At 46.3% G+C, this 18,986-nt stretch carries 20 protein-coding genes and 1 riboswitch; of the genes, 14 read left to right on the top strand and 6 right to left on the bottom strand.

The annotated features are described in order from the left end of the window. The first annotated feature begins 176 nt into the window (after nucleotides 1-176). The 3 genes from HF864_RS08630 (at nucleotide 177) to HF864_RS09570 (ending at nucleotide 2,067) form a co-directional block, all read left to right on the top strand. Nucleotides 177-983 (top strand): hypothetical protein, encoded by an 807-nt coding sequence (locus HF864_RS08630; protein ID WP_169462576.1) that lies wholly within the window; start codon nucleotides 177-179, stop codon nucleotides 981-983. A 279-nt stretch (nucleotides 984-1,262) separates the two neighbouring features. Next, entirely contained in the window at nucleotides 1,263-1,931 is a 669-nt protein-coding gene (locus tag HF864_RS08625; RefSeq protein ID WP_169462575.1) for an MmcQ/YjbR family DNA-binding protein, read from the top strand. 10 nt (nucleotides 1,932-1,941) lie between these two features. Beyond that, complete coding sequence (locus tag HF864_RS09570; protein WP_277346638.1) at nucleotides 1,942-2,067, top strand: hypothetical protein; 126 nt, start codon at nucleotides 1,942-1,944, stop codon at nucleotides 2,065-2,067. A 130-nt stretch (nucleotides 2,068-2,197) separates the two neighbouring features. On the opposite strand, the gene HF864_RS08615 is transcribed toward HF864_RS09570, so the two are convergent. After that, nucleotides 2,198-2,692, bottom strand: coding sequence for a hypothetical protein (locus HF864_RS08615; protein ID WP_169462574.1), 495 nt, complete (start codon nucleotides 2,690-2,692; stop codon nucleotides 2,198-2,200). A 772-nt stretch (nucleotides 2,693-3,464) separates the two neighbouring features. Here HF864_RS08615 and pxpB point away from each other — a divergent pair. The 8 genes from pxpB (at nucleotide 3,465) to HF864_RS08575 (ending at nucleotide 11,378) form a co-directional block, all read left to right on the top strand. Continuing rightward, complete coding sequence (pxpB, locus tag HF864_RS08610) at nucleotides 3,465-4,196, top strand: 5-oxoprolinase subunit PxpB (RefSeq protein ID WP_169462573.1); 732 nt, start codon at nucleotides 3,465-3,467, stop codon at nucleotides 4,194-4,196. Beyond that, nucleotides 4,183-5,199 (top strand): biotin-dependent carboxyltransferase family protein, encoded by a 1,017-nt coding sequence (locus HF864_RS08605; protein WP_346774616.1) that lies wholly within the window; start codon nucleotides 4,183-4,185, stop codon nucleotides 5,197-5,199. Before pxpB ends, HF864_RS08605 begins: the two co-directional genes overlap by 14 nt. Further along, the gene (locus HF864_RS08600) at nucleotides 5,196-5,636 is read left to right on the top strand and encodes a biotin/lipoyl-containing protein (protein ID WP_272208899.1); all 441 of its coding nucleotides are present in this window, start codon (nucleotides 5,196-5,198) and stop codon (nucleotides 5,634-5,636) included. Before HF864_RS08605 ends, HF864_RS08600 begins: the two co-directional genes overlap by 4 nt. After that, nucleotides 5,608-6,987, top strand: a complete 1,380-nt coding sequence (locus HF864_RS08595; RefSeq protein WP_169462572.1) for an acetyl-CoA carboxylase biotin carboxylase subunit — start codon at nucleotides 5,608-5,610, stop codon at nucleotides 6,985-6,987. Before HF864_RS08600 ends, HF864_RS08595 begins: the two co-directional genes overlap by 29 nt. A gap of 21 nt (nucleotides 6,988-7,008) precedes the next feature. Further along, entirely contained in the window at nucleotides 7,009-7,767 is a 759-nt protein-coding gene (locus HF864_RS08590; protein WP_169462571.1) for a 5-oxoprolinase subunit PxpA, read from the top strand. Between the two features lie 53 nt (nucleotides 7,768-7,820). Beyond that, a complete protein-coding gene (locus tag HF864_RS08585; RefSeq protein WP_169462570.1) occupies nucleotides 7,821-9,056 on the top strand; it encodes an NRAMP family divalent metal transporter in 1,236 nt (411 codons plus the stop codon). A gap of 498 nt (nucleotides 9,057-9,554) precedes the next feature. Then, nucleotides 9,555-9,995, top strand: coding sequence for a hypothetical protein (locus tag HF864_RS08580; protein WP_169462560.1), 441 nt, complete (start codon nucleotides 9,555-9,557; stop codon nucleotides 9,993-9,995). 207 nt (nucleotides 9,996-10,202) lie between these two features. Continuing rightward, nucleotides 10,203-11,378, top strand: a complete 1,176-nt coding sequence (locus HF864_RS08575) for an MFS transporter (RefSeq protein WP_169462569.1) — start codon at nucleotides 10,203-10,205, stop codon at nucleotides 11,376-11,378. Nucleotides 11,379-11,524: 146 nt separating this feature from the next. Here HF864_RS08575 and HF864_RS08570 read toward each other — a convergent pair whose 3' ends face one another. From HF864_RS08570 to thiM, 4 genes are read right to left on the bottom strand one after another with little or no spacing between them, the layout of a single operon-like run. Continuing rightward, nucleotides 11,525-12,208, bottom strand: a complete 684-nt coding sequence (locus tag HF864_RS08570; protein WP_169462568.1) for a TenA family protein — start codon at nucleotides 12,206-12,208, stop codon at nucleotides 11,525-11,527. Nucleotides 12,209-12,222: 14 nt separating this feature from the next. Beyond that, entirely contained in the window at nucleotides 12,223-12,864 is a 642-nt protein-coding gene (thiE, locus tag HF864_RS08565; RefSeq protein WP_169462567.1) for a thiamine phosphate synthase, read from the bottom strand. A 9-nt stretch (nucleotides 12,865-12,873) separates the two neighbouring features. Next, the gene (thiD, locus tag HF864_RS08560; protein WP_169462566.1) at nucleotides 12,874-13,671 is read right to left on the bottom strand and encodes a bifunctional hydroxymethylpyrimidine kinase/phosphomethylpyrimidine kinase; all 798 of its coding nucleotides are present in this window, start codon (nucleotides 13,669-13,671) and stop codon (nucleotides 12,874-12,876) included. Between the two features lie 2 nt (nucleotides 13,672-13,673). Next, on the bottom strand, nucleotides 13,674-14,462 hold the full coding sequence (gene thiM / locus HF864_RS08555) for a hydroxyethylthiazole kinase (RefSeq protein ID WP_169462565.1): 789 nt from the start codon (nucleotides 14,460-14,462) through the stop codon (nucleotides 13,674-13,676). A gap of 78 nt (nucleotides 14,463-14,540) precedes the next feature. Next, nucleotides 14,541-14,649: riboswitch (TPP riboswitch) on the bottom strand. A gap of 223 nt (nucleotides 14,650-14,872) precedes the next feature. On the opposite strand from thiM, the gene HF864_RS08550 reads away from it, so the two are divergent. The 3 genes from HF864_RS08550 (at nucleotide 14,873) to HF864_RS08540 (ending at nucleotide 17,956) form a co-directional block, all read left to right on the top strand. Further along, entirely contained in the window at nucleotides 14,873-16,183 is a 1,311-nt protein-coding gene (locus HF864_RS08550) for an APC family permease (RefSeq protein ID WP_169462564.1), read from the top strand. A gap of 80 nt (nucleotides 16,184-16,263) precedes the next feature. Beyond that, nucleotides 16,264-17,172 (top strand): alpha/beta hydrolase, encoded by a 909-nt coding sequence (locus tag HF864_RS08545; RefSeq protein ID WP_169462563.1) that lies wholly within the window; start codon nucleotides 16,264-16,266, stop codon nucleotides 17,170-17,172. Between the two features lie 133 nt (nucleotides 17,173-17,305). Next, nucleotides 17,306-17,956: a hypothetical protein gene (locus tag HF864_RS08540; protein WP_169462562.1), complete on the top strand. Its 651-nt coding sequence runs from the start codon at nucleotides 17,306-17,308 to the stop codon at nucleotides 17,954-17,956. 355 nt (nucleotides 17,957-18,311) lie between these two features. On the opposite strand, the gene HF864_RS08535 is transcribed toward HF864_RS08540, so the two are convergent. After that, a partial coding sequence (locus HF864_RS08535; protein WP_169462561.1) for an RNA-guided endonuclease TnpB family protein occupies nucleotides 18,312-18,986 on the bottom strand: 675 nt, incomplete at its 5' end.

Raw genomic sequence — 18,986 nt, 5'->3', positions numbered from 1 at the left:
CGCATACGGAGTAAAGTCAGGTTGGTCCCGTGAGGGGCCATCGGAAACTCTCCCATCTTTGATGGGGAGTATGTCATATTGCACTGCCACAGACGACGCATATCGTATTTGAAGACGAAAGCGGCAACGTAATTCAAACCAAGACCATTACCGGAAAAACTGATGAAATCGTTAGTGTGGACGCAGTCGTACCAACCGGCTGGGAAATTGTCAGTGGGACGATCCCGACTCAAATTACCCTGGTCGGCACTGAGACGCCAGATATAATCATTAAAATCAAGCACAATATCATCTCGACAGCTACAACCAAAACCGTTAAGCGCATCATTACGATTACTAATCCTGATCAAACAATTAAAATAATCGAGCAGGCTGTTAAATATCAGCGAACGGCCATAACGGACGAGGCAACCGACATCACGACCTATACAGAATGGCAGGTTGATGGCGATACTGGTGATTTTGCGGCGATTGATCTGACCAATTATCAAGGAGCTGATTATACCAAGGCTGGCTATACAATGATGATTGATGGTCAGGCGGGGACAACGATTGCCAAAACAACGCCCAATGCTGAAGCTGAAGACAGCAATATTACCGTTACGTTTACGCCAGTTCGGCATACGATGCACATTAATTATGTAAACAGTCAAGGTGATGTCATTAAGTCACAGGAAGTTACTGGTGATACTGGTGAGACCAAAGTCGTTGAGCTGAGCGCGCCGGCAGAATGGCTGATTGTTGATGACACCAAGCCAAGAACCATTGTCTTTGGAGCAGATGGCGCTCAAGACATCAAGATCAATATTGAGTATGCACGCGTCTATGTTGAGCCGACCGATCCCAAATCAGTTACTGATCCTTTGCCGGATAACCCAACAAAGTTTTATCCAGCTGGCGTTGGCTACGATGATTTGAACAAGGCCGTGACGCGAACAATTACGATTGTCGATCCTAAAGAGTTCATGGCTGGGCCGTTCTAGGAATGCTGAGTATGCTTTTTGGTGGTCTCTTAGGCGGCAAGCGTCGCAATAAGCGATTCTAAATAAAAAATTGATACAGGTTAGATCACAGTCAGTCAATGAAAGTCAAATTTTTGAATGTTGTTAAGATCAATGCCTGCGTTAAAGAAACTGAATAATTAGTATTAAGGACTGATAAACGTCATCTCCAAGTTCAACAGATGCTTGGGATGGCGTTTTTATGCTAAAATTAGGACGTGTTAATTATTCGTATATCATAAAAATGAGTGGAGTGACAAGATGGCCAGACTGATTGACGATGTATTTAAAAACCAAAAATTCATCCCCGAGCAGATGAGCGGATTTGGCTTTCAGAAAACTGGGAACACATATACATACGAAGAGAGTTTTCTCGATGATTCATTTCGAGCGATCGTCACTGTAGAAAACGGCAAAGTCGATGGCCAGGTCATTGACTGCTCAACTGGGGATGAGTATTACCAGATTGACGTACCGGCAATGCAGGGCAAGTTCGTCAGTTCCGTCCGAGCTGGCTATCTGGATATTTTGGAACGAATTGCCGATCACTGCTGCCAAGCGGTACTGTTTGCTTCCCCACAGGCCAATCGAATCACGACCAAGATTTACGATCGGTATCACGTCGCTCCGGATTTTCCATGGCAATCCAAGAGTTTTAAAGCTTACGGCGTCTTTCGGCATCTGGATTCAGGCAAGTGGTTTGGCTTGATCATGAACGTACAGCGGGGACTCGTCACTAAAAATGATGATGAACAGACCGTCGATATCATCAATCTGAAAAGCGACTCGATGCCGCTTGATGACCGATCTGTTTTTCCGTCTTATCATATGAACCATAAGTACTGGATCTCGGTTATACTTGACGATCAGTTGAGCGATAATGACTTAATGAAGATGATTGACGAAAGTTTCCGTTTGACGGGAAAGTAGGGATAATCAAATGCGACAGATCGTACTGCCAATTAAGAATGATGAGGTTCTCAAGCAGGTGCAGGATACGCTGTTGAACCCGCACTGGCTACGGAATCAGATGGCTTTGAGTCATGTCAGTCGCGGAATCAATTAACTGAAATGTCGTTTGTGCGTGCCAGTCGCAGAATCTCAGATAATTGAAACAGTTTTGAATGCCAAAAGCATAAAATATCATTCAAAAAAATCCCGGTCACAGCTTTTAACCGTGATCGGGATAATTTTATTTATGCCTTTTGATTAGCGGTTTCTTCACGCAAACGCTTTTGCTGTTCGGCAATCAGCTGTTGGGTATGGGCCCAGACATCAGGGTGTTTGGCACCATTGACCCAGTAGTCGACATCAGCAAAGATTTCGGCTTGACTGGCTTGATCATAGTCATGATGCAAAAAATTGGCAGTAGCTTCAGCAGACTGCTTTTCCCACATTGCGGCCATGATAAACTGGCTGCGCGTCCGTTGCAGTTTTTCTTCAGTTGGACCGAAATCGCGGGCTTCGACATCGCTGACCTTGGCTGTAGCAATCGGCGGCTGAACTGAGTTGCTCGGCAGGTACGGTGCTACCGGCACGTTCATCAAAGCATTGTGCATTACTTCATTCCAGCTGTTACCGTAAGTATCCAAACGATGCTGCAGACCTGGTTCAACATCATTAGCAATTAGATAGTCACGTTTTTCACCCCAACTAAGGGTGACATGAGCAACAAAAACTTTTTCGGACATAATCGTTCACCTTCTGATTGTTTACATATTCACAATAATTATAACGCGAATTTAAATTTATGAAAGCTCCTAAAAGTAACCCTTGATCTCAAATGTAAATTAAAGGTTTAACTTTATTTTTTTAAACGGCTCCAGTTATGGTTGCGGTTCAGTCAACTGAATCAAAACATGGTCAGGCCGCGCTGCCGCAAACCGTAATGATGAAAAATCTGCCTTGGCATTGCTCGGTACGGCACTGATCGGGATGTTAGGCATGTTTATAATTCGTCGTCGGCTACGGCAGCAAAAATAGCCTGATCAATCTAATATGAATATCGGATTAAATAGCGGAAGGATTCAAAGCGGTTCGTCAACCATCATCGACTGAAGTCATGCGATTTCCGGCTAGACATAATAAAATGATGATATGAATGGCTTGATCATTATGTCGGTGCTAGGGTTTAGTGAACCGAATGCTTTTCAAACTAAAAAATATTAGATAGCGTTATGCAGAGCTTTTAACGGTTTTGCATAACGCTATTTTTTTAAAATGAAAAAATTTTTAAATATGAAAATTCTTATTTTTATTAATCTTTCAGCTTATTTTATTTGCTTTATTAAGAAAAATTAAGGAGATAGCCTTGGTTGAAAAAGTAAAATAAAATTGTCAATCAACACTGAGAATGTGCAGGGTTGACAAGCTATGACGATTACAATAGCATGAAAGTTACTCTAATTATTTTATAATGATCAATTTAGAAATTTAAGTCACTGGCTAAAGGGGGGATGTTCAGTGACCAGCTATCAGATTATCCCGGTTGGTGATCAGGCTTTAGCCATTGAGTTTGCCAATCGGATCGATCCAGTTGTCAATCGGCACTTACAACAGATTGGGCGTTACATCTTAAAACAGCATTTATCGGCAGTCAAAACGATTATTCCAGCCTATCGTACGCTGACGGTAACTTTTGATGGCGGCCAGACCAGCTTTGAAAAACTAAAAGATCAGCTTGAACCGTTAATTGAGAAATCAATGAGCGCGCCATTACCACCATCCAAGACCTGGCTGATTCCGGTCTGTTATGGTGGTAAGCATGGTCCTGATTTGGAGGACGTCGCGCGTTTTGCCGGGCTGAGCGCTGAAGAAGTCGTTAATGAACATGTTTCCAAAGCGTACTTGATCTACTTTTTGGGCTTTTTGCCTGGTTTTGCCTATATGGGTAGCGTTGATCAAAAAATTGCCATGCCACGTCTTGAACAGCCGCGACTGGAGATTCCCGCGGGTAGCGTCGGCATTGCCGGCAAGCAGACGGGTTTTTATCCAGTTGCTTCACCAGGCGGCTGGCGAATTATTGGGCAGACACCTTTGAAACTCTATGATGAAAAAAATCCCGCAAGTTTTTATCATGCCGGTGACAGTGTTAAGTTTTTTGCCGTCGATGAAGACGAGTTTCAAAAAATTCAGCTGGCTGATCAATTGGGAAAGTATCAAGTAAAGGCGGTGACAAGCGATGCCGATGATTAATGTAATTGAGTCAGGACTGCAGACCACAGTACAAGATCTGGGACGACCAATGCATCAGATTAATGGTTTTCCGGCTTCTGGGGCAATGGATCAGACTGCTTTGCAGGTTGCTAATTTATTGGTAGGCAACTCGCCGTATGCCGCTGCTTTAGAGTTTTCACTGACTGGGCCAACGCTGCGCTTCATGACGACAACGTTCATTGCCTTAACAGGGGCTGAATTTCATGCTCAGCTTAATGGTCAGCCAGTCAAAGGATATCGCTGTCTACAAGTACATACTGGCGACATATTGAAAATCGGACCCGCAATCAGAGGACGGATTGGCTATCTGGCAGTGGCGGGCGGTCTGCATTTGCCATTAGTACTTGACAGTCGTTCAACCACGCTGCGTTTAAAACTGGGCGGTTTGGATGGACGAGCGTTAGTCAGTGGCGATCGCTTGCCAATCGAAGCCAAGCCTACTTTAGTCAGTTACTATCATCGCCACGCACCAATGCCGGAATTGCCTGATTTGAAAACACCAGTTAAGATTCGCGTCTTAAAAGGACCACAGTGGGAAAAATTTGATGAAAAAGATCATGAGCGATTTTTGTCTGGAACGTACACGGTGACGAATCAATCTGATCGAATGGGTTACCGATTAAAAGGCGATGCCATGCAGACCAAACAGGAAAGCATGTTATCGGCAGCCACGGTAATGGGTGGTTTACAGGTGCCAGCCAATGGTGAACCAATTGTTTTAATGGCTGATCGACAAACGACTGGCGGTTATCCACTATTGGCAGTCGTGGCGACAGCAGATTTGTCTAAACTGGTGCAGTGCCGTCCCAAACAGCAGATTAAATTCGAACTGATCGAGCTGAATGCAGCCCAAGAACTGTTAAAACAGCAGCAGCAAAATTTAAAAGAGCTGCGTCATCGCATCAAAATGGCACGCTACCAGATGCCATATGGAATTACGCGCGAGGCCAGCCAGCGCATTCAACGACTTTTTAAGGGGTGATAGATTTGGATACCAAAAATATTGAAGAATTGATCAAACTGCTCAAGGAAAACGATCTAACTGAACTGGAATATGAAAAAGATGACGAGCATATCCGCATTAAACGTGCCAATAGTGAATCGTTTGCGCAGCCGGTCAGCGTCAGTCCACAGCATAGCAATCCCAGCCATCACATCATGGCCCCGAAAGAAGTCGTTACCAGCAGCAATACGATTAACGCACCAACGATCGGTGTGTTTTATACGGCTAAGTCACCACAGGATCCTCCATACGTCAAGCCAGGCGATCATATTAAGCAAGGCGATGTCGTTGGGGTGATCGAAGCCATGAAGGTCTTTACCAATGTGGTAGCCGATCGGGATGGTATCGTTGAAAAGGTTTTGGTAAATAATGAAGAGGGGGTTGAATATGACCAGCCACTTATTCAAATTAAATAATTCCGTCAGCAAATGGCCCTTTCATAAGGTGCTGGTAGCCAATCGCGGTGAAATTGCGGTTCGGATCATTCGTACCTGCCGGGTATTAGGCTTGGCAACAGTGGCCGTTTATTCCGAAACCGATGCCCAATCGCTGGCCGTTCAGCTTGCAGATCAGGCAGTCTGCATTGGTCCCGACAACGTTAATGCCAGTTACCTCAATATTGCAGCCATCATCTCAGCGGCCCAGCTGACTGGCGCTGATGCCATTCATCCTGGCTATGGCTTTTTGTCAGAAAGCCCTGAGTTTGCCGATGCCTGCATCGAAAACGGCATCAAACTGATTGGCCCAAGCGGCGATGTGATGCGTTTGCTGGGTGATAAGGAACAGGCGCGTATGACAGTGGCTAAAGCTGGTCTGCCAGTCGTCAAAGGCAGCAGTACAACGATTGACAATTTGGCTGATGCTTTGGACCAGGCTCAAGAGATCGGTTACCCAATTATGGTTAAAGCTAGTGCAGGTGGCGGCGGGAAAGGCATGCGGATCGTTAATTCGCCTAAAGAAATGGCGGCTAAGTTTACGGTTGCTCAAGACGAAGCCAAAGCCGCATTTGGCAGCGATCAGATGTATCTGGAACAGTATCTGGCCAATCCGCGGCATATTGAGGTTCAGATCGCTGCTGATCGATATGGTAATGCAATTGCACTGGGCGAGCGAGACTGTACGATTCAGGCGCGCCATCAAAAAGTTATGGAAGAAGCACCGGCTGTGGTAGTGCCCGCGCGAATTCGTGATGAGATGCTGCGGCGTTCAGCAGATGCGGTTGCCCAATTGAATTACGAGGGTGTCGGGACGATTGAGTTTTTGTATAACCATGATGGCTCTTATTACTTCATGGAGATGAATACCCGGATTCAAGTCGAGCATCCAATTACCGAAATGATTACCAATGTGGATTTGGTTGAGCTGCAGCTTAGATTGGCGGCCGGTGCCGAATTGGAGCCCCAGCTGGTGTCAACGCATGGATTTGCTTTGGAATGCCGCATCAACGCTTTAACGCCGGGTAAGATTACCGGACTGCATCTGCCTGGCGGTCAAGGTGTCCGAGTTGATACGGCAATCTATCAAGGCTATGTCGTACCCAACAGCTATGACGGCATGATTGCTAAGATCATCGTCTATGGTGATCGCCGCCAGCGGGTTCTCCAACAAATGCAGGCAATTATTGATGAAACGGTGATTACTGGAATTCAGACCAATCTTGGATTATTGGCTCAGATTTTAAAGGAGCCATCGTTCCAACGGCTAACGGCAACGGTCAACTGGCTTGATGAACTACAGAAAAAAAGCACTAGCAGGAAAGATAAGTGATCTAAAGAGAGGGGCTGCAAAATGAAAGTTGATTTAAACAGTGATCTGGGTGAAAGCTTTGGTCATTATGTTTTAGGAAACGATGATCAGATTCTGCCGCTGATTACCTCGGCCAACGTTGCCTGTGGCTATCATGCAGGTGATCCTAACGTGATGGCCAAGACGGTGGCACTTGCTGAACGTGACGGGGTAGCGATTGGTGCGCATCCCAGCTACCCAGACCGCGTTGGCTTTGGACGGCGACGGATGGATATGAAACTGGAAAACGTTGAAAACATGATTACCTACCAGGTATCAGCTTTGCAAGGATTCGTTAAGGGACATAAACTGCATCACGTTAAGCCGCATGGTGCGCTCTACAATGCCGCAGCCAAGGATTTGCAGTTGGCGTTGGCAATCTGTCGCGGAATTGCCCGAGTGGATCCAGAATTACCGGTCTATGGCCTGGCCGGCAGTCAATTGATCGTCGCGGCACGTGAGGTTGGTCTGCCTTATGCCAGCGAGGTATTTGCTGATCGAGCCTATCAATCGGATGGGACGCTGGTACCACGCATTAAGCCACACGCCGTACTACATGATCCACAAGAAGTTGCCAATCGTGCCGTCAGCATGATTCAAGAACATGCCGTAACCGCAATTACTGGTGAAAAAGTAGATCTGGATGTCGATACGATTTGCGTGCATGGTGACAACGAAGAAGCTTTAGCAATTGTAAAGGCATTACGCGCGGCTTTAAAAGATGCTGAAATCGAGATTGCACCTTTTGATTTCCGCCATTAGTCGGCCCCAGTCTTAATTTGCAATTAATAATTACATGAGAGAGGAAGATGCCTATGCAAAAGAACACGAATAACGGCGCTACTGAGCTGCTACAAGCTCATGACAAAAAACTTCGCTCGGCCGCAATTGGTGGGGCATTCTTGATGGCCATGTCGGCAGTTGGCCCCGGCTTTTTGACCCAAACGGCTACTTTTACCAGTCAACTGGGTGCTGACTTTGGCTTTGCGATTCTGATCTGTATTCTGGTTGATATTGTCGTTCAATTAAATATCTGGCGCATCATCGTCGTTGCTGGCAAACGGGCGCAAGTGGTTGCTAATGAAGTGCTTCCTGGCCTGGGATATCTATTGAGCGCCTTAGTGGCAATTGGTGGGCTGTTCTTTAACATCGGTAACGTTGGTGGAGCCGGCTTGGGGCTCAACGTATTGTTTGGCATCTCGCCACAGTATGGGGCCATCTTAATCGGAATTTTTTCAATCATCGTTTTGGTGATCAAAGACGCTTTAAAAGCCGTTGACCGTACCGTGCAAGTTTTGGCTGCCATCATTGTTATCGTCTTGATCTACATTCTGTGTGTTATGAAAGTACCATATGGAACGGCGGTCGTGCACACGTTCAAGCCTAATCACATTGACTTTTACTCAATTTTGACGATCGTAGGTGGGACCGTTGGTGGTTACATCTCATTTGCCGGCGGTCACCGTTTGCTTGAAGGTGGTGCCAGTGGTCAAAAAGACATCAAGTACGTTAATGAAGGGGCGCTGACGGGGATTGGCCTGGCTTCTGTTGTACGGGTCATGCTGTTTTTGGCTGGCCTTTCCGTGATTGTGGCAGGCTACAAGCTGGATCCTACCAACCCTGCTGCTTCAATCTTTAAGTACGCTGCCGGCAACTTTGGCTACAAGTTCTTTGGTTTGGTATTGATTGCTGCTGGGTTGTCGTCTGTTTTGGGATCCACGTTTACCTCGGTCTCATTCCTGGATTACGCAGTCAGCAAGAAGGGCAATGTCAAGTTTGACCAGTTCCGCAACTGGATCACGATTGGCTTTATCGTTTTTGCCACGGCCATCTTCTTCTTTATCGGCCAGCCAGCTAAGGTATTGGTCGTAGTTGGGGCCTTGAATGGCTTGATTTTGCCGATTGCCTTGGGAATTTTGCTGATTGCTGCTCACAAGTCCAAGATCATGGGCAGTGATTATCACCACCCAGCATGGCTGACTTGGACAGGTTGGATTGTCGTTGCTTTTATGGCCTACTCAAGCATCATGGCAATTGCCAAACTGCTTTAATTATGTCTAGCCGGAAATCCCGTGACTTTAGTCATGGGATGGATAGGGATATAATCCTTGTAGATAGTAATTAACTTAGTAGCTGCATCACTGAGAATCAAAGTGAGTATTACAGCATTATAAGACTGACTATCTAACAACTATTGATATATCGTCCCTATGGCAACCTGGGGACGTAAAAGGCATTGGTAATTAGATGATCACTGCTCAAGCAACTGCGGCTGTTTGAGTAAATCGTCCGTATCTATGCGAATTGTGGTTCAGACACTCAATATCGGGGTGTTTGCCCATAAGCCATCGACTTTAGCCGATGGTGGTTGACTTAAACGGATGTAAAACCGAGCCTCTATTTCTGGGGAGCGGTTTTTTTAATTGCAATTGGTACAACGTTGTACATGTTTAAAACTCCGCCTTGGAAACGATTGCTAAAATGTTGCTGATCGTGTTATGATGGATTGGTAAGAAACTAAATGGTTTAATTTCAAGGAGGGGATAACAATGAAGAAAACTCGCATGATGATGTTTAGTCTGGTTCTGTTTGGTCTACTGCTGGTGGCAGTTCCCGCGCAGGCAGCCAGCATCAACGTCACGGAAAGTACTACTTCAGCGTTATCATCCTTGAACAGTCTGCCACTTGCTGCTGCCGGTGATGACGGCTTAGCTATTTTGGGAGCCTTGGCAGTTGCTTTACCAGGTGCATTTTACTTTGGTAAGAAGTGTGATGAAAAATCGCGTCAAGCTGGCGAAACCGACAATGGCGATCGGATGATGCTTAACTATCGTGGTCACCAGGGCACTATCGAGCAGATGAGCGGCAAACCCGGGCTGTTTGGCCACGTGGTCGGTGTGCGTCACTTGGTATTATATGAAGGCCGCAATTTTGAAGAGCTTGAAAACGATTTTCACGAAGCCGTTGACGAATATTTAGCTAAATACTAGAAAAAAAGAGTGAGAAAGAACTCCGCAAGGATGCTAGGTTGGTCAAATGCTGATTTATCAGTGTTTGAACTGCCAGCCAGCTACTGCGCTGAGGCATTATTATCCATAAAATAGTTAAGAGGTTGAGTTAATTCCCAGCCTCTCTTTTATTGTTTTAATTATTAGAGTATAATGAGAACTCGTGATTAAACAAAAGGGAGTGGCATTTTGGCAAAGCGAGAATCAATCTATACCAAAGATGTGATCTTAGTCATGATTGCGTCATTTTGCTTCATGTTCAGCAATATGTACTGCAACCCATTAATTAATGGCTATGCACAAAAACTGGGAGCCAGCAGCACGTTTGCCGGTATAATTGCAGGGATGATGAGTCTGGTGGCGATGTTTTTGCGGCCAATTGCCGGCAATATGACGGATCGTTTTTCCAAGTATCGGCTGGCATCAATCGGTGGCCTGCTGAGTTTTATCGGTGTCAGTGGCTATGTATTGGCACCAAACAGTGGCCTTTTGATGCTGTTTCGATTGATCAACGGGACCGGCTATGTCTTGTGTACCGTCTGTATGACGACCTGGCTGGCCAGTCTGGTGCCGTTGTCGCATGTTGGCGAGGCAATGGGGCTGTATGGCATCATGAACGCATTGGCAATGGCCTTTGCACCAGCCGTCTCCATCAATTTGTACCATGTGATCGGCTATCGGCATGCCATCATCATTTCGGCTGCTTCGGCACTCCTGGTTGCCATAATCGTTCAGTTCGTTAGCGATCGCTCAGTGCCCAAAAATAAGCCACGGTCAAATCGGTATGGGCACATCAAGATTATTCAAAAAAATGCCTTGCCAGTGGCAGCTATGACGGCTCTGTTTGCCATCCCATACTTTGCTACGCAGGCTGATATCGTAACCTATGTTGAGCAGCGCCATTTAACGATTGCTGTAGGAGCATATTTTATGATCTATGCCGCTGTTTTGCTGGTGATCCGGCTCTGTCTGCGTACCAAGTTTGATACGGTTCGGTTTGGCAAATGGCTGATTGCCAGTTTAATCGCCAATATTTTTTATTTGATCATGCTTTCGATTATGCAGACCAATTGGGAGATGGCCTTGGCAGCTGCGGGAATGGCAATGGGCTATGGCATTATCTACTCAGTCTGTCAGTCAACGGCACTAATGCTGGCCCCCCAAGGCGAGCAGGGACTGGCCAGCTCAACTTTCTTTTTGGGGATCGATATTGGGATGACGCTGGGACCAATTTTAGGTGGTCTGATTGATGAATACCTGCCACTCAAGGCCTTTTATCTAGTCATGCTGATCATCGTACCGGTTATCTTTATAATCTATCTGGTAGATCGCAAGGAATTAAACAGTGCGGTCTCAAGACATTAATAAAAAGAGACTGGGAATAAGTCTCAAAACAGAAAAATGGCTGAAGATTGCGTGACTTAAAACGTTGATCTTCGGCCATTTCTATTATCAAAGTCGTTTTATTTTGTCAGAAAAATTAGTCTTTTCCTAACCTCTTTGTTTATTGTTTAGGCGGGATTGTTAATCAGATCTGCCCATGTCTGGTGGGTATAGGCCATTTGCCAAAAACCAAGTTCATAGCTGCTGCTGCGCAAAAATGCCGTCATCATCTGCTGTCTGACGGTTTCATTGCTGGCTGCTGCCAGATCATTGACCAGATCGATCAGCTGCCGAGTGCTGGTATCAAAGCCAACCGTTTGATAGCTGTCAAAGAAGGCTTGATAGACGGGCACGGGACTGGTTTGATTTTTCCAATAATCGGCAATCTCATCATAGAGCCAGTAGCATGGTAACAGGCCGGCTACGGCTGCCGCGGGATTAACGCTTAGCTGATGCTCCATATGAGTGATATAGGCATAGTTGTTAGGAGCAATTGGCGCTTTTTGAATCTCTTCTAGACTGAGATTCATTTGCTCAAGCATTGGATTGCGCTGATCGTCCTCACCAGAACCAGCCGCTAGTTTTAAGAGCAGGTCGCCCTGTGATTGAGGAAGCAGGGCAGCAGTTCTTTCATGCAGCTGTTCAAATGCCGCCAGATATTTGGTATCCTGCGTTAGATAATAGCGAAAAGTTGTCAAGGGCAGCTTGCCACTGGCCAGTTCCGTAATGAAGGGATGATGGATGCTTTTTTGCCAAAATGGTGTGGCGGCTTGGTGCAGAGTTTGGGAAAATTTGGTTGAGTTTGCGTTCATGTTGTTTCACCAGTTTAGTATAAGGAGTTGACGGCGGTGACTGTCTTTTTGATATCAGGACTTTGCAGAATCATCGAAATCATGGAAAGTCCTGCCACGCCGGTTTCTAGCGTTGATTGCATATTGGCTTCGCTAATGCCGCCAATCGCCACGATTGGATGGGTGCTTAGTTTGACCAGTTCATGTAATTTTGGCAGTCCCATGGCAGGGTCGGCATCATTTTTTGAGTTCGTCGGGAAAATCGGTCCGCTGCCAACATAGGCAACCGGCAGCTCATTGGCATGCTTAATCTGCTTAATCTGATTGCACGAGTACCCAACAAACATAGTCTTACCGACTGCGGCCAGCACCTGCTCGATTCGCTGATCTTTTTGACCAACGTGCATCCCATCGGCATCGATCGCCTGGGCCAATTCAACATCGTCATCCACAATCAACGGGATGTTATGCTGAACAGCCAGCTCCTTTAGTTTTCGCCCCAATTCAACGCGCTGTTGTTGATTAAGCTGACTGGAGCCTTTTTCCCGATACTGAAAGGCGGTAATGCCACTGTCCATCGCGAGTTTAACGCGCTTTAAAAACTGTTCGGGGTCGTGATTGACGTCTTGGGTGCCACCAACCAGGTAGCAATGCAGCATGGATTCTTTAAATTGCATGGCTGCCTCCTAGACTGCCCAATGATTGAGCGGACCGTGTCCATGACCAACCTGAATGCCATCTCTGATTGTGGCTTCGACATAGGCTTTACCAATGCGAATGGCATTTTCCATCGTGACGCCTTTGGCCAGTTCGGCCGTAATGCAAGCCGAGATTGTGTCGCCAGTACCATGTGTGCGCTTAGTATCGATGCGCGGCGAACTCATCCAGAAGCTGGAACCATCAGCCAGCAAAACAAAATCGCTGGCCTGCGCTTGATCATTGAAGTGGCCGCCTTTGACCAGAACGTTTTTAGCGCCCAGCGCCTGGAGCTTTTGGCCTGCTTTGATCATATCGTCATTGGTTTCAATCTCCATTTCAGCCAGTGCTTGGGCTTCCGGCAGGTTAGGCGTTATCAGATCGGCCAGTGGCAGCAGTTGTTCTCTGACCGTCGTAATGGCTTCGTCAGTCAATAGGTGCGCGCCGCCTTTGGCAATCATGACCGGGTCAACGACCAACGGCCCAAAGTCGTATTTTTTAAGGTTGGCAACCACAGTCTCAACAGTTGTCGTATCAGCCAGCATCCCGGTTTTGCAGGCACGAATCTTTAAATCGGCATTCAGCGAGGCAAACTGTTCATCAATGATTTTTTGTGGCAACGGCAAGGCATCTTGAACGCCCAGCGTATTTTGGGCCGTAATAGCTACCAAAACAGTGGTGGCAAAGACGTGACGCATCTGCATAGTCTTCAGATCGGCTTGCATGCCGGCGCCACCACCAGAATCAGAGCCGGCGATTGAAAGGGCCTGAGGAAATTCGTTAATCATAATCAGTCTTCTTTCTGTAATTCTTTTTGCCAGGATTCAATCAATTGATCATCAGCCTGATAGAGGTTGTCCAAAAATTGGTTATACCAGCGGCTTGGTGTCTTAGCCGTTTCAGCAGCTGCCTGACCAGCCAGGGCAAAGACCAAGCAGGCTTGAGAAGTAGCTTCCAAGACATCACCGCCTAAGCCAATAAAGGCCGCAATGATGCTGGACAGCATGTCACCGGTGCCGACGTGAACGGCAAACAGCGGTGAGCCAAACGGGACCTTGATGACTTTTTGACCGTCAGTAATGATATCAACGACACCTGTCATGGCGACCACGGTATGGTATTTTTGGGCACACTTTTGGGCAATTTTGGTTAAGTCGCCATCGCCGGATCCAGCATCGATGCCGTGGCTTTGCCAGTTAATGCCGGCAAGCGCCGCAATTTCGCCTGCGTTGCCACGAATGCAGGCAAACTGATACTTGGATAAGAGCTCATCAGCAACTTCAGTGCGATAGCTGCTGCCTGCACAGGCGACCGGATCAAAAACTGCCGGGACCTCCAAGAACTGGGCGGCATCCATGACTGCTGCCATTTCTTTTCGCTGCTCGGCTTCGATGGTTCCCAGATTGATTGTGACGGCTTGAGCAATTTTAACCATGTCTTCGGCTTCTTCTGGGGCCTTAGACATAATTGGCGAAGCCCCCAAAACATTCAGACCATTGGCAACGTCGGCTGGAGTTACCATATTGGCGACCGTCAAGACGACAGGATTTTGTTTGCGCAGCTGTGCGATCAGACTCATTGTTGTTCCTCCTTTGATTGGTCAAAATAAAAATCCACGAACTCGTTAAAAAGCTCGCGGATCCGTTTGATTTCAATTCAAAAAGAAACAGCACTTTCCTTCGCAAGCATTAACTTAACAGGTTCAAAGAGTTTACGCGTCACTGCGCGCGTCTCAGTCCAGAACATGGACTCCCCTAGTGCGGAAAAATATTCAACTTGGTTTTAGTATAGCAGAAAATCTCAAATAGAAAAGGCCTTGTTAATTTGAATCGTACCGGTTTTTAGATGATTTTGCGATTCTTGTAGGTCAGACGGCAATTTGAAAAGCTGATCAATAATTTATTCACCAGTAAAATGCTGACAAACGGCTTAAAGCAGTGATAAATTATTGATAATAGGACTTTCTATTATTATCAAAGAGGTGATGTCATGTCGAATCATAAAGCAGGTAAAATCAGCTATGCCTCGGTGTTTTTATTTGGTATCAACAGCATGGTTGGCTCCGGGATTTTTCTTTTACCTGGCGTGCTGTTTCAAGAGGCAGGCAATTGGAGCCTGATTTTGATATTGCTGGCGGCATTGGCCGTTTTAACAATGACTTACTGTTATGCTGAAATGGCGCATCACTTTTCAGGCAATGGCGCGGGTTGGTACTATACCTATAAGGAGTTTGGCCGCTTTTGGGGCTTTGAGATTGGGCTGTTTACCTGGCTGCAAGGAGCCGTGGCAATTGCTACTGAGATCGCGGCCTTTTTGCGGGGACTGCGGCCATGGTTGCCGCGGCTAAGCGAGATTGCGGTCTATCGTTGGGCGGGGGTTGCCTTGATCCTGATTTTGCTGACGATTCGGTTGTTAGGCAAAAGGGCATCAATCTGGGCCAATAATTTTTCAACGGTCTTAAAACTCGCGATTCTGGGATTATTTATCGTGTTGGGGATTTTTTATATCAAGCCGAGCAACTTTAATGCTTCGGTTCATAATTCAATTGATGATTTTGATCATGCATTTATGCTGATCTTCTTTATGTTTCCAGGCTTCTCATTTTTGCCGGTGCAAGCGTCATCTGTTCATAACTCTAAAAAGAATCTGCCGAAACTTTTGATTGGCGTGGTCGTCAGCGTTGCAGTCATCTATATGGTTACGATGAGCGTGGCAATCGGGATGCTTGGCAATCGAATCGACAATGCGGACGCGCCATTGGCTTGGGCGTTTGGTCAGCAGTTTGGCAAGCTTGGCGAGGCCGTGATTATGATTGGAATGCTGGGATCGATTGCTGGGGTGGCGATTTCAATGTTTTACAGCACACCATACGTGGTTTCATCATTGGCCAATGAAAAAGCGTTGTTACCAAAGTTTATCGGCATCAAGTCGCAAAATGGGGTTCCGTATGTAGCGACGCTTTTAACGGCTGGCATCGTTTTGGCACTGGTGATGATGGGCGACTATCTGGCTTTGATTCCGTGCAGCATCATGATTGCCGTTGTGCAGTATGCGTTTGTAGCCATGGCGACGATCAAGCTTCAGTTTGCCGACCTGAAACGTCGTCATAAGCAAGGTAAGGTTGATCATATTGACATCTATGAGATGATGCTGGCGGTGATTGCATTGCTGTGCTGTCTTTTTCTGGTGCGCTTCGTCACGCCACTAGCAGTTGAGATCGCAATTGGCGTCGCTGGCGCAGGCATACTGGGATATCTGGGGTATCTTTATCGCAAGAAATTGATGGTTACCAAGCAGTGATCGATAAATCAGACAAGTTGGGACGGCGCTTTCTTTTCGCGTTATAATCATCTTAGATAATCAGAAGCGGAGTGATTTTAATGACGGAAATCAATTCATACGTTGACCCAAAGTGGTTGCCGATTGCAGATAAATTCTGTCATGAGGCTAAAGAAAATGACGATGCGCGCGATGCCGGACTGAATCCGTATCCGGAAAATGTCGATCGCTTTGACAATATTCGTTATGGCGATCGTGGCGAAGACAATCTGTTGGATCTTTATCGACCGCATCACTACGAAGGTAAGCTGCCAGTAATCGTCCATGTGCATGGTGGCGGCTACGTGTATGGTACTAAGGAAACCTATCAATTTTATGGTTTGGCGCTGGCACGAATGGGTTTTGCCTTTATCAACTTCAACTATCGTAAAGCGCCTGAAGTTGAGTACCCAAGTGAATTGCGTGAAACCAACCAGGTCTTTTGGTGGCTGGCTCAGCATGGCGATCGGTATGATCTGGATTTGAACAACGTCTTTATTGCAGGTGACAGTGCCGGGGCCCAGATGGCTGAACAATATCTGGTTATGTACACCAATCCGGAATATGCACAGCTGATGGAAATTCAGATGCCTAACCTGAAACTAAAAGCCGGTCTGCTTAACTGCGGCTGTTATTTCTTAAATCGTCAATTGGCCCAGCCAAGCGTACTGGATGCTTATTTTACCGGACATTCCCGTTCGCTGCATCCACACGATCTTAGGGTTGAAGACTATATTACCAAGGATTTTTTGCCCGTGTTTATCATGACTTCCAACCATGACTTTTTGCATGATACCGCTGTTCGTTTGGATCAGTATTTAATTGATCGTGGCATTTTCCATGAGTTCAGAAGCTATGGTGATTCCCAGCATCCGCGCGGTCATGTCTTTCATGTCAATCAAAAGGATCCTGAGATAGCGGCGCGCTGCAATGCCGATGAACTTGACTTTTTGCGCCGTTTTGTTGATTAATCAGGTCAGTCGGGACCAATTAAAATCGTGAAATCTAAAAAAGCTGCTCGTCTTAAGTTAGGGATGGGCAGCTTTTGAGTTTAGCGATCAACTCATCTATAATTGATTGATAGACTTTAATGGGGGGATCAGAATGGATCATCAACCGGATATGCGTGACTGGTCGTTTGCCGAGCGCGCCTTAGCCGAGATTGAGCAGGCCAAGCGCAAGAAATGGTATAGCTTTTGGGTGCAGGTTGAATTGCCAAATGGGGAAAAGCACTGGTATCAACTGCCTAAAGACGTCCAGTACGCCATGCGTCAGCACGAAAGAAAGCACCATCAGGACTGGTTTTTGATCATCAAAGGTGCGCTGATCAACGTGCCCGTTTCTGCCTATGACGAAAAGGGCGATGTTGAGATCAAGACCGGCATTATTCGGCGGGCCGAAAAGCGGCATCAGCATACGTTTGACCCAGCCAAGATCTCGCGCAGCCAGTTCGTGCAGCCGCGCTATTGCTGGTGGGGGATCAGCAATCAAAAAGAGATGATCATCTATCTGCAGCATAACCATAATGCCGCTAATCGTAATGAGATCAGACAAGACGTTCGCATCATCAATCATAAGTGGCAAAAAGAGCAATGGCAGCAACCTTGTCAACTGGCCATCAAATACGGTCTGTTGATCAGTGTCTTGATGTTAATGGGAGGTTGGGCCCCGCTGCGTATTTTGATTTTTAGCGGTGCGATTTTAGTATTATTAGGATCACTTTTGTTAAATCTATATCTTAATCAAGTCCAATAGAACCCAGTACTGGATAAATGCTGAAAAGGCTCTCATTGTCATTTAGACATGAGAGCCTTTTTGTTTATTGATAGCTGGCCAGGGCTGCGGAAAGCTCACTGCTGCAAAAAACATGTGTAATGTAGGCAATTTTTGATTTTGACTACATATCCGAAGACTTAAATACAGACGTTTTTCTTATTGCCGTTATCGCCGGTATTCCGATATTCCAACAAGGGAGTAATCGCATTGACCAGTGCAGGCACTTGCGCGCCACTCTTGCAACTTCTTGGAAAGGCTCTCGCACTTTCCCGGGTACAGCCAACCCGCATGGTTATGACTGGAGCCATAACCGTAACTTCCTTTCTATTAAAATTTATAGTGCATGATTTAATTCCGGATGCTCGGCCAGTGCTAAAAGGCTAAGCATCGCATTCTTGTCCCGATCTACGGCCTTGTTGTAGTTCGGGCATTTTTCGTTGTAGCAGACGTACTCATTGTGCTTGGTTCCGTGCTTCTCGTTACCGTAAAGAGTGATCTTATCATCACCTTTTTTGACGTTGCCACAGACTGCACAACGCTGAGTAGACGGGTACAGCTTGTTAGCCAGAATAAGTTCCTTGCCGTACCAGTCGCACTTATAGGTCAAGATCTGCTTAAACTTGCCGAACATTGACCGATGAACGCCTTTTGAAGCAACGTGGCTCATAAGCATGCCCTTCACGGACAAACTTTCGATCACGATCTTGTCATAGTCCTTGACCAGCTCAGTAGTAAACTTCTGCATCAAGTTGTTTTGGATATTACCAGCCTTCCGATAGCACGCTTGAAGCTTGGCTTTCGTCTTCAAGTAGTTCTTGCTATTGTAGGCTGCTTGTCCATTTTCAACTCGTTTTCTGGCAAGCTGACGTTGATAATGCTTTATTCGCTTGTAAACTTTGTTGAGGCGCTTAGGCAGAACGACTATTCGGCCGTCCGTGTAGTCAAAGTGACCAACATTGACGTCAACCGCCGTTGCCTTGCCTGTTTTATCCAAAGTCTTAATATTCTC

The sequence above is a fragment of the Lactobacillus sp. MRS-253-APC-2B genome (genome assembly GCF_012843675.1).
GTDB classification, from domain to species: Bacteria; Bacillota; Bacilli; order Lactobacillales; family Lactobacillaceae; genus Limosilactobacillus; species Limosilactobacillus pulli.
The sequence above is the reverse complement of the archived record's forward strand: the minus strand, read 5'-3'. Positions and strand labels throughout refer to the sequence as shown.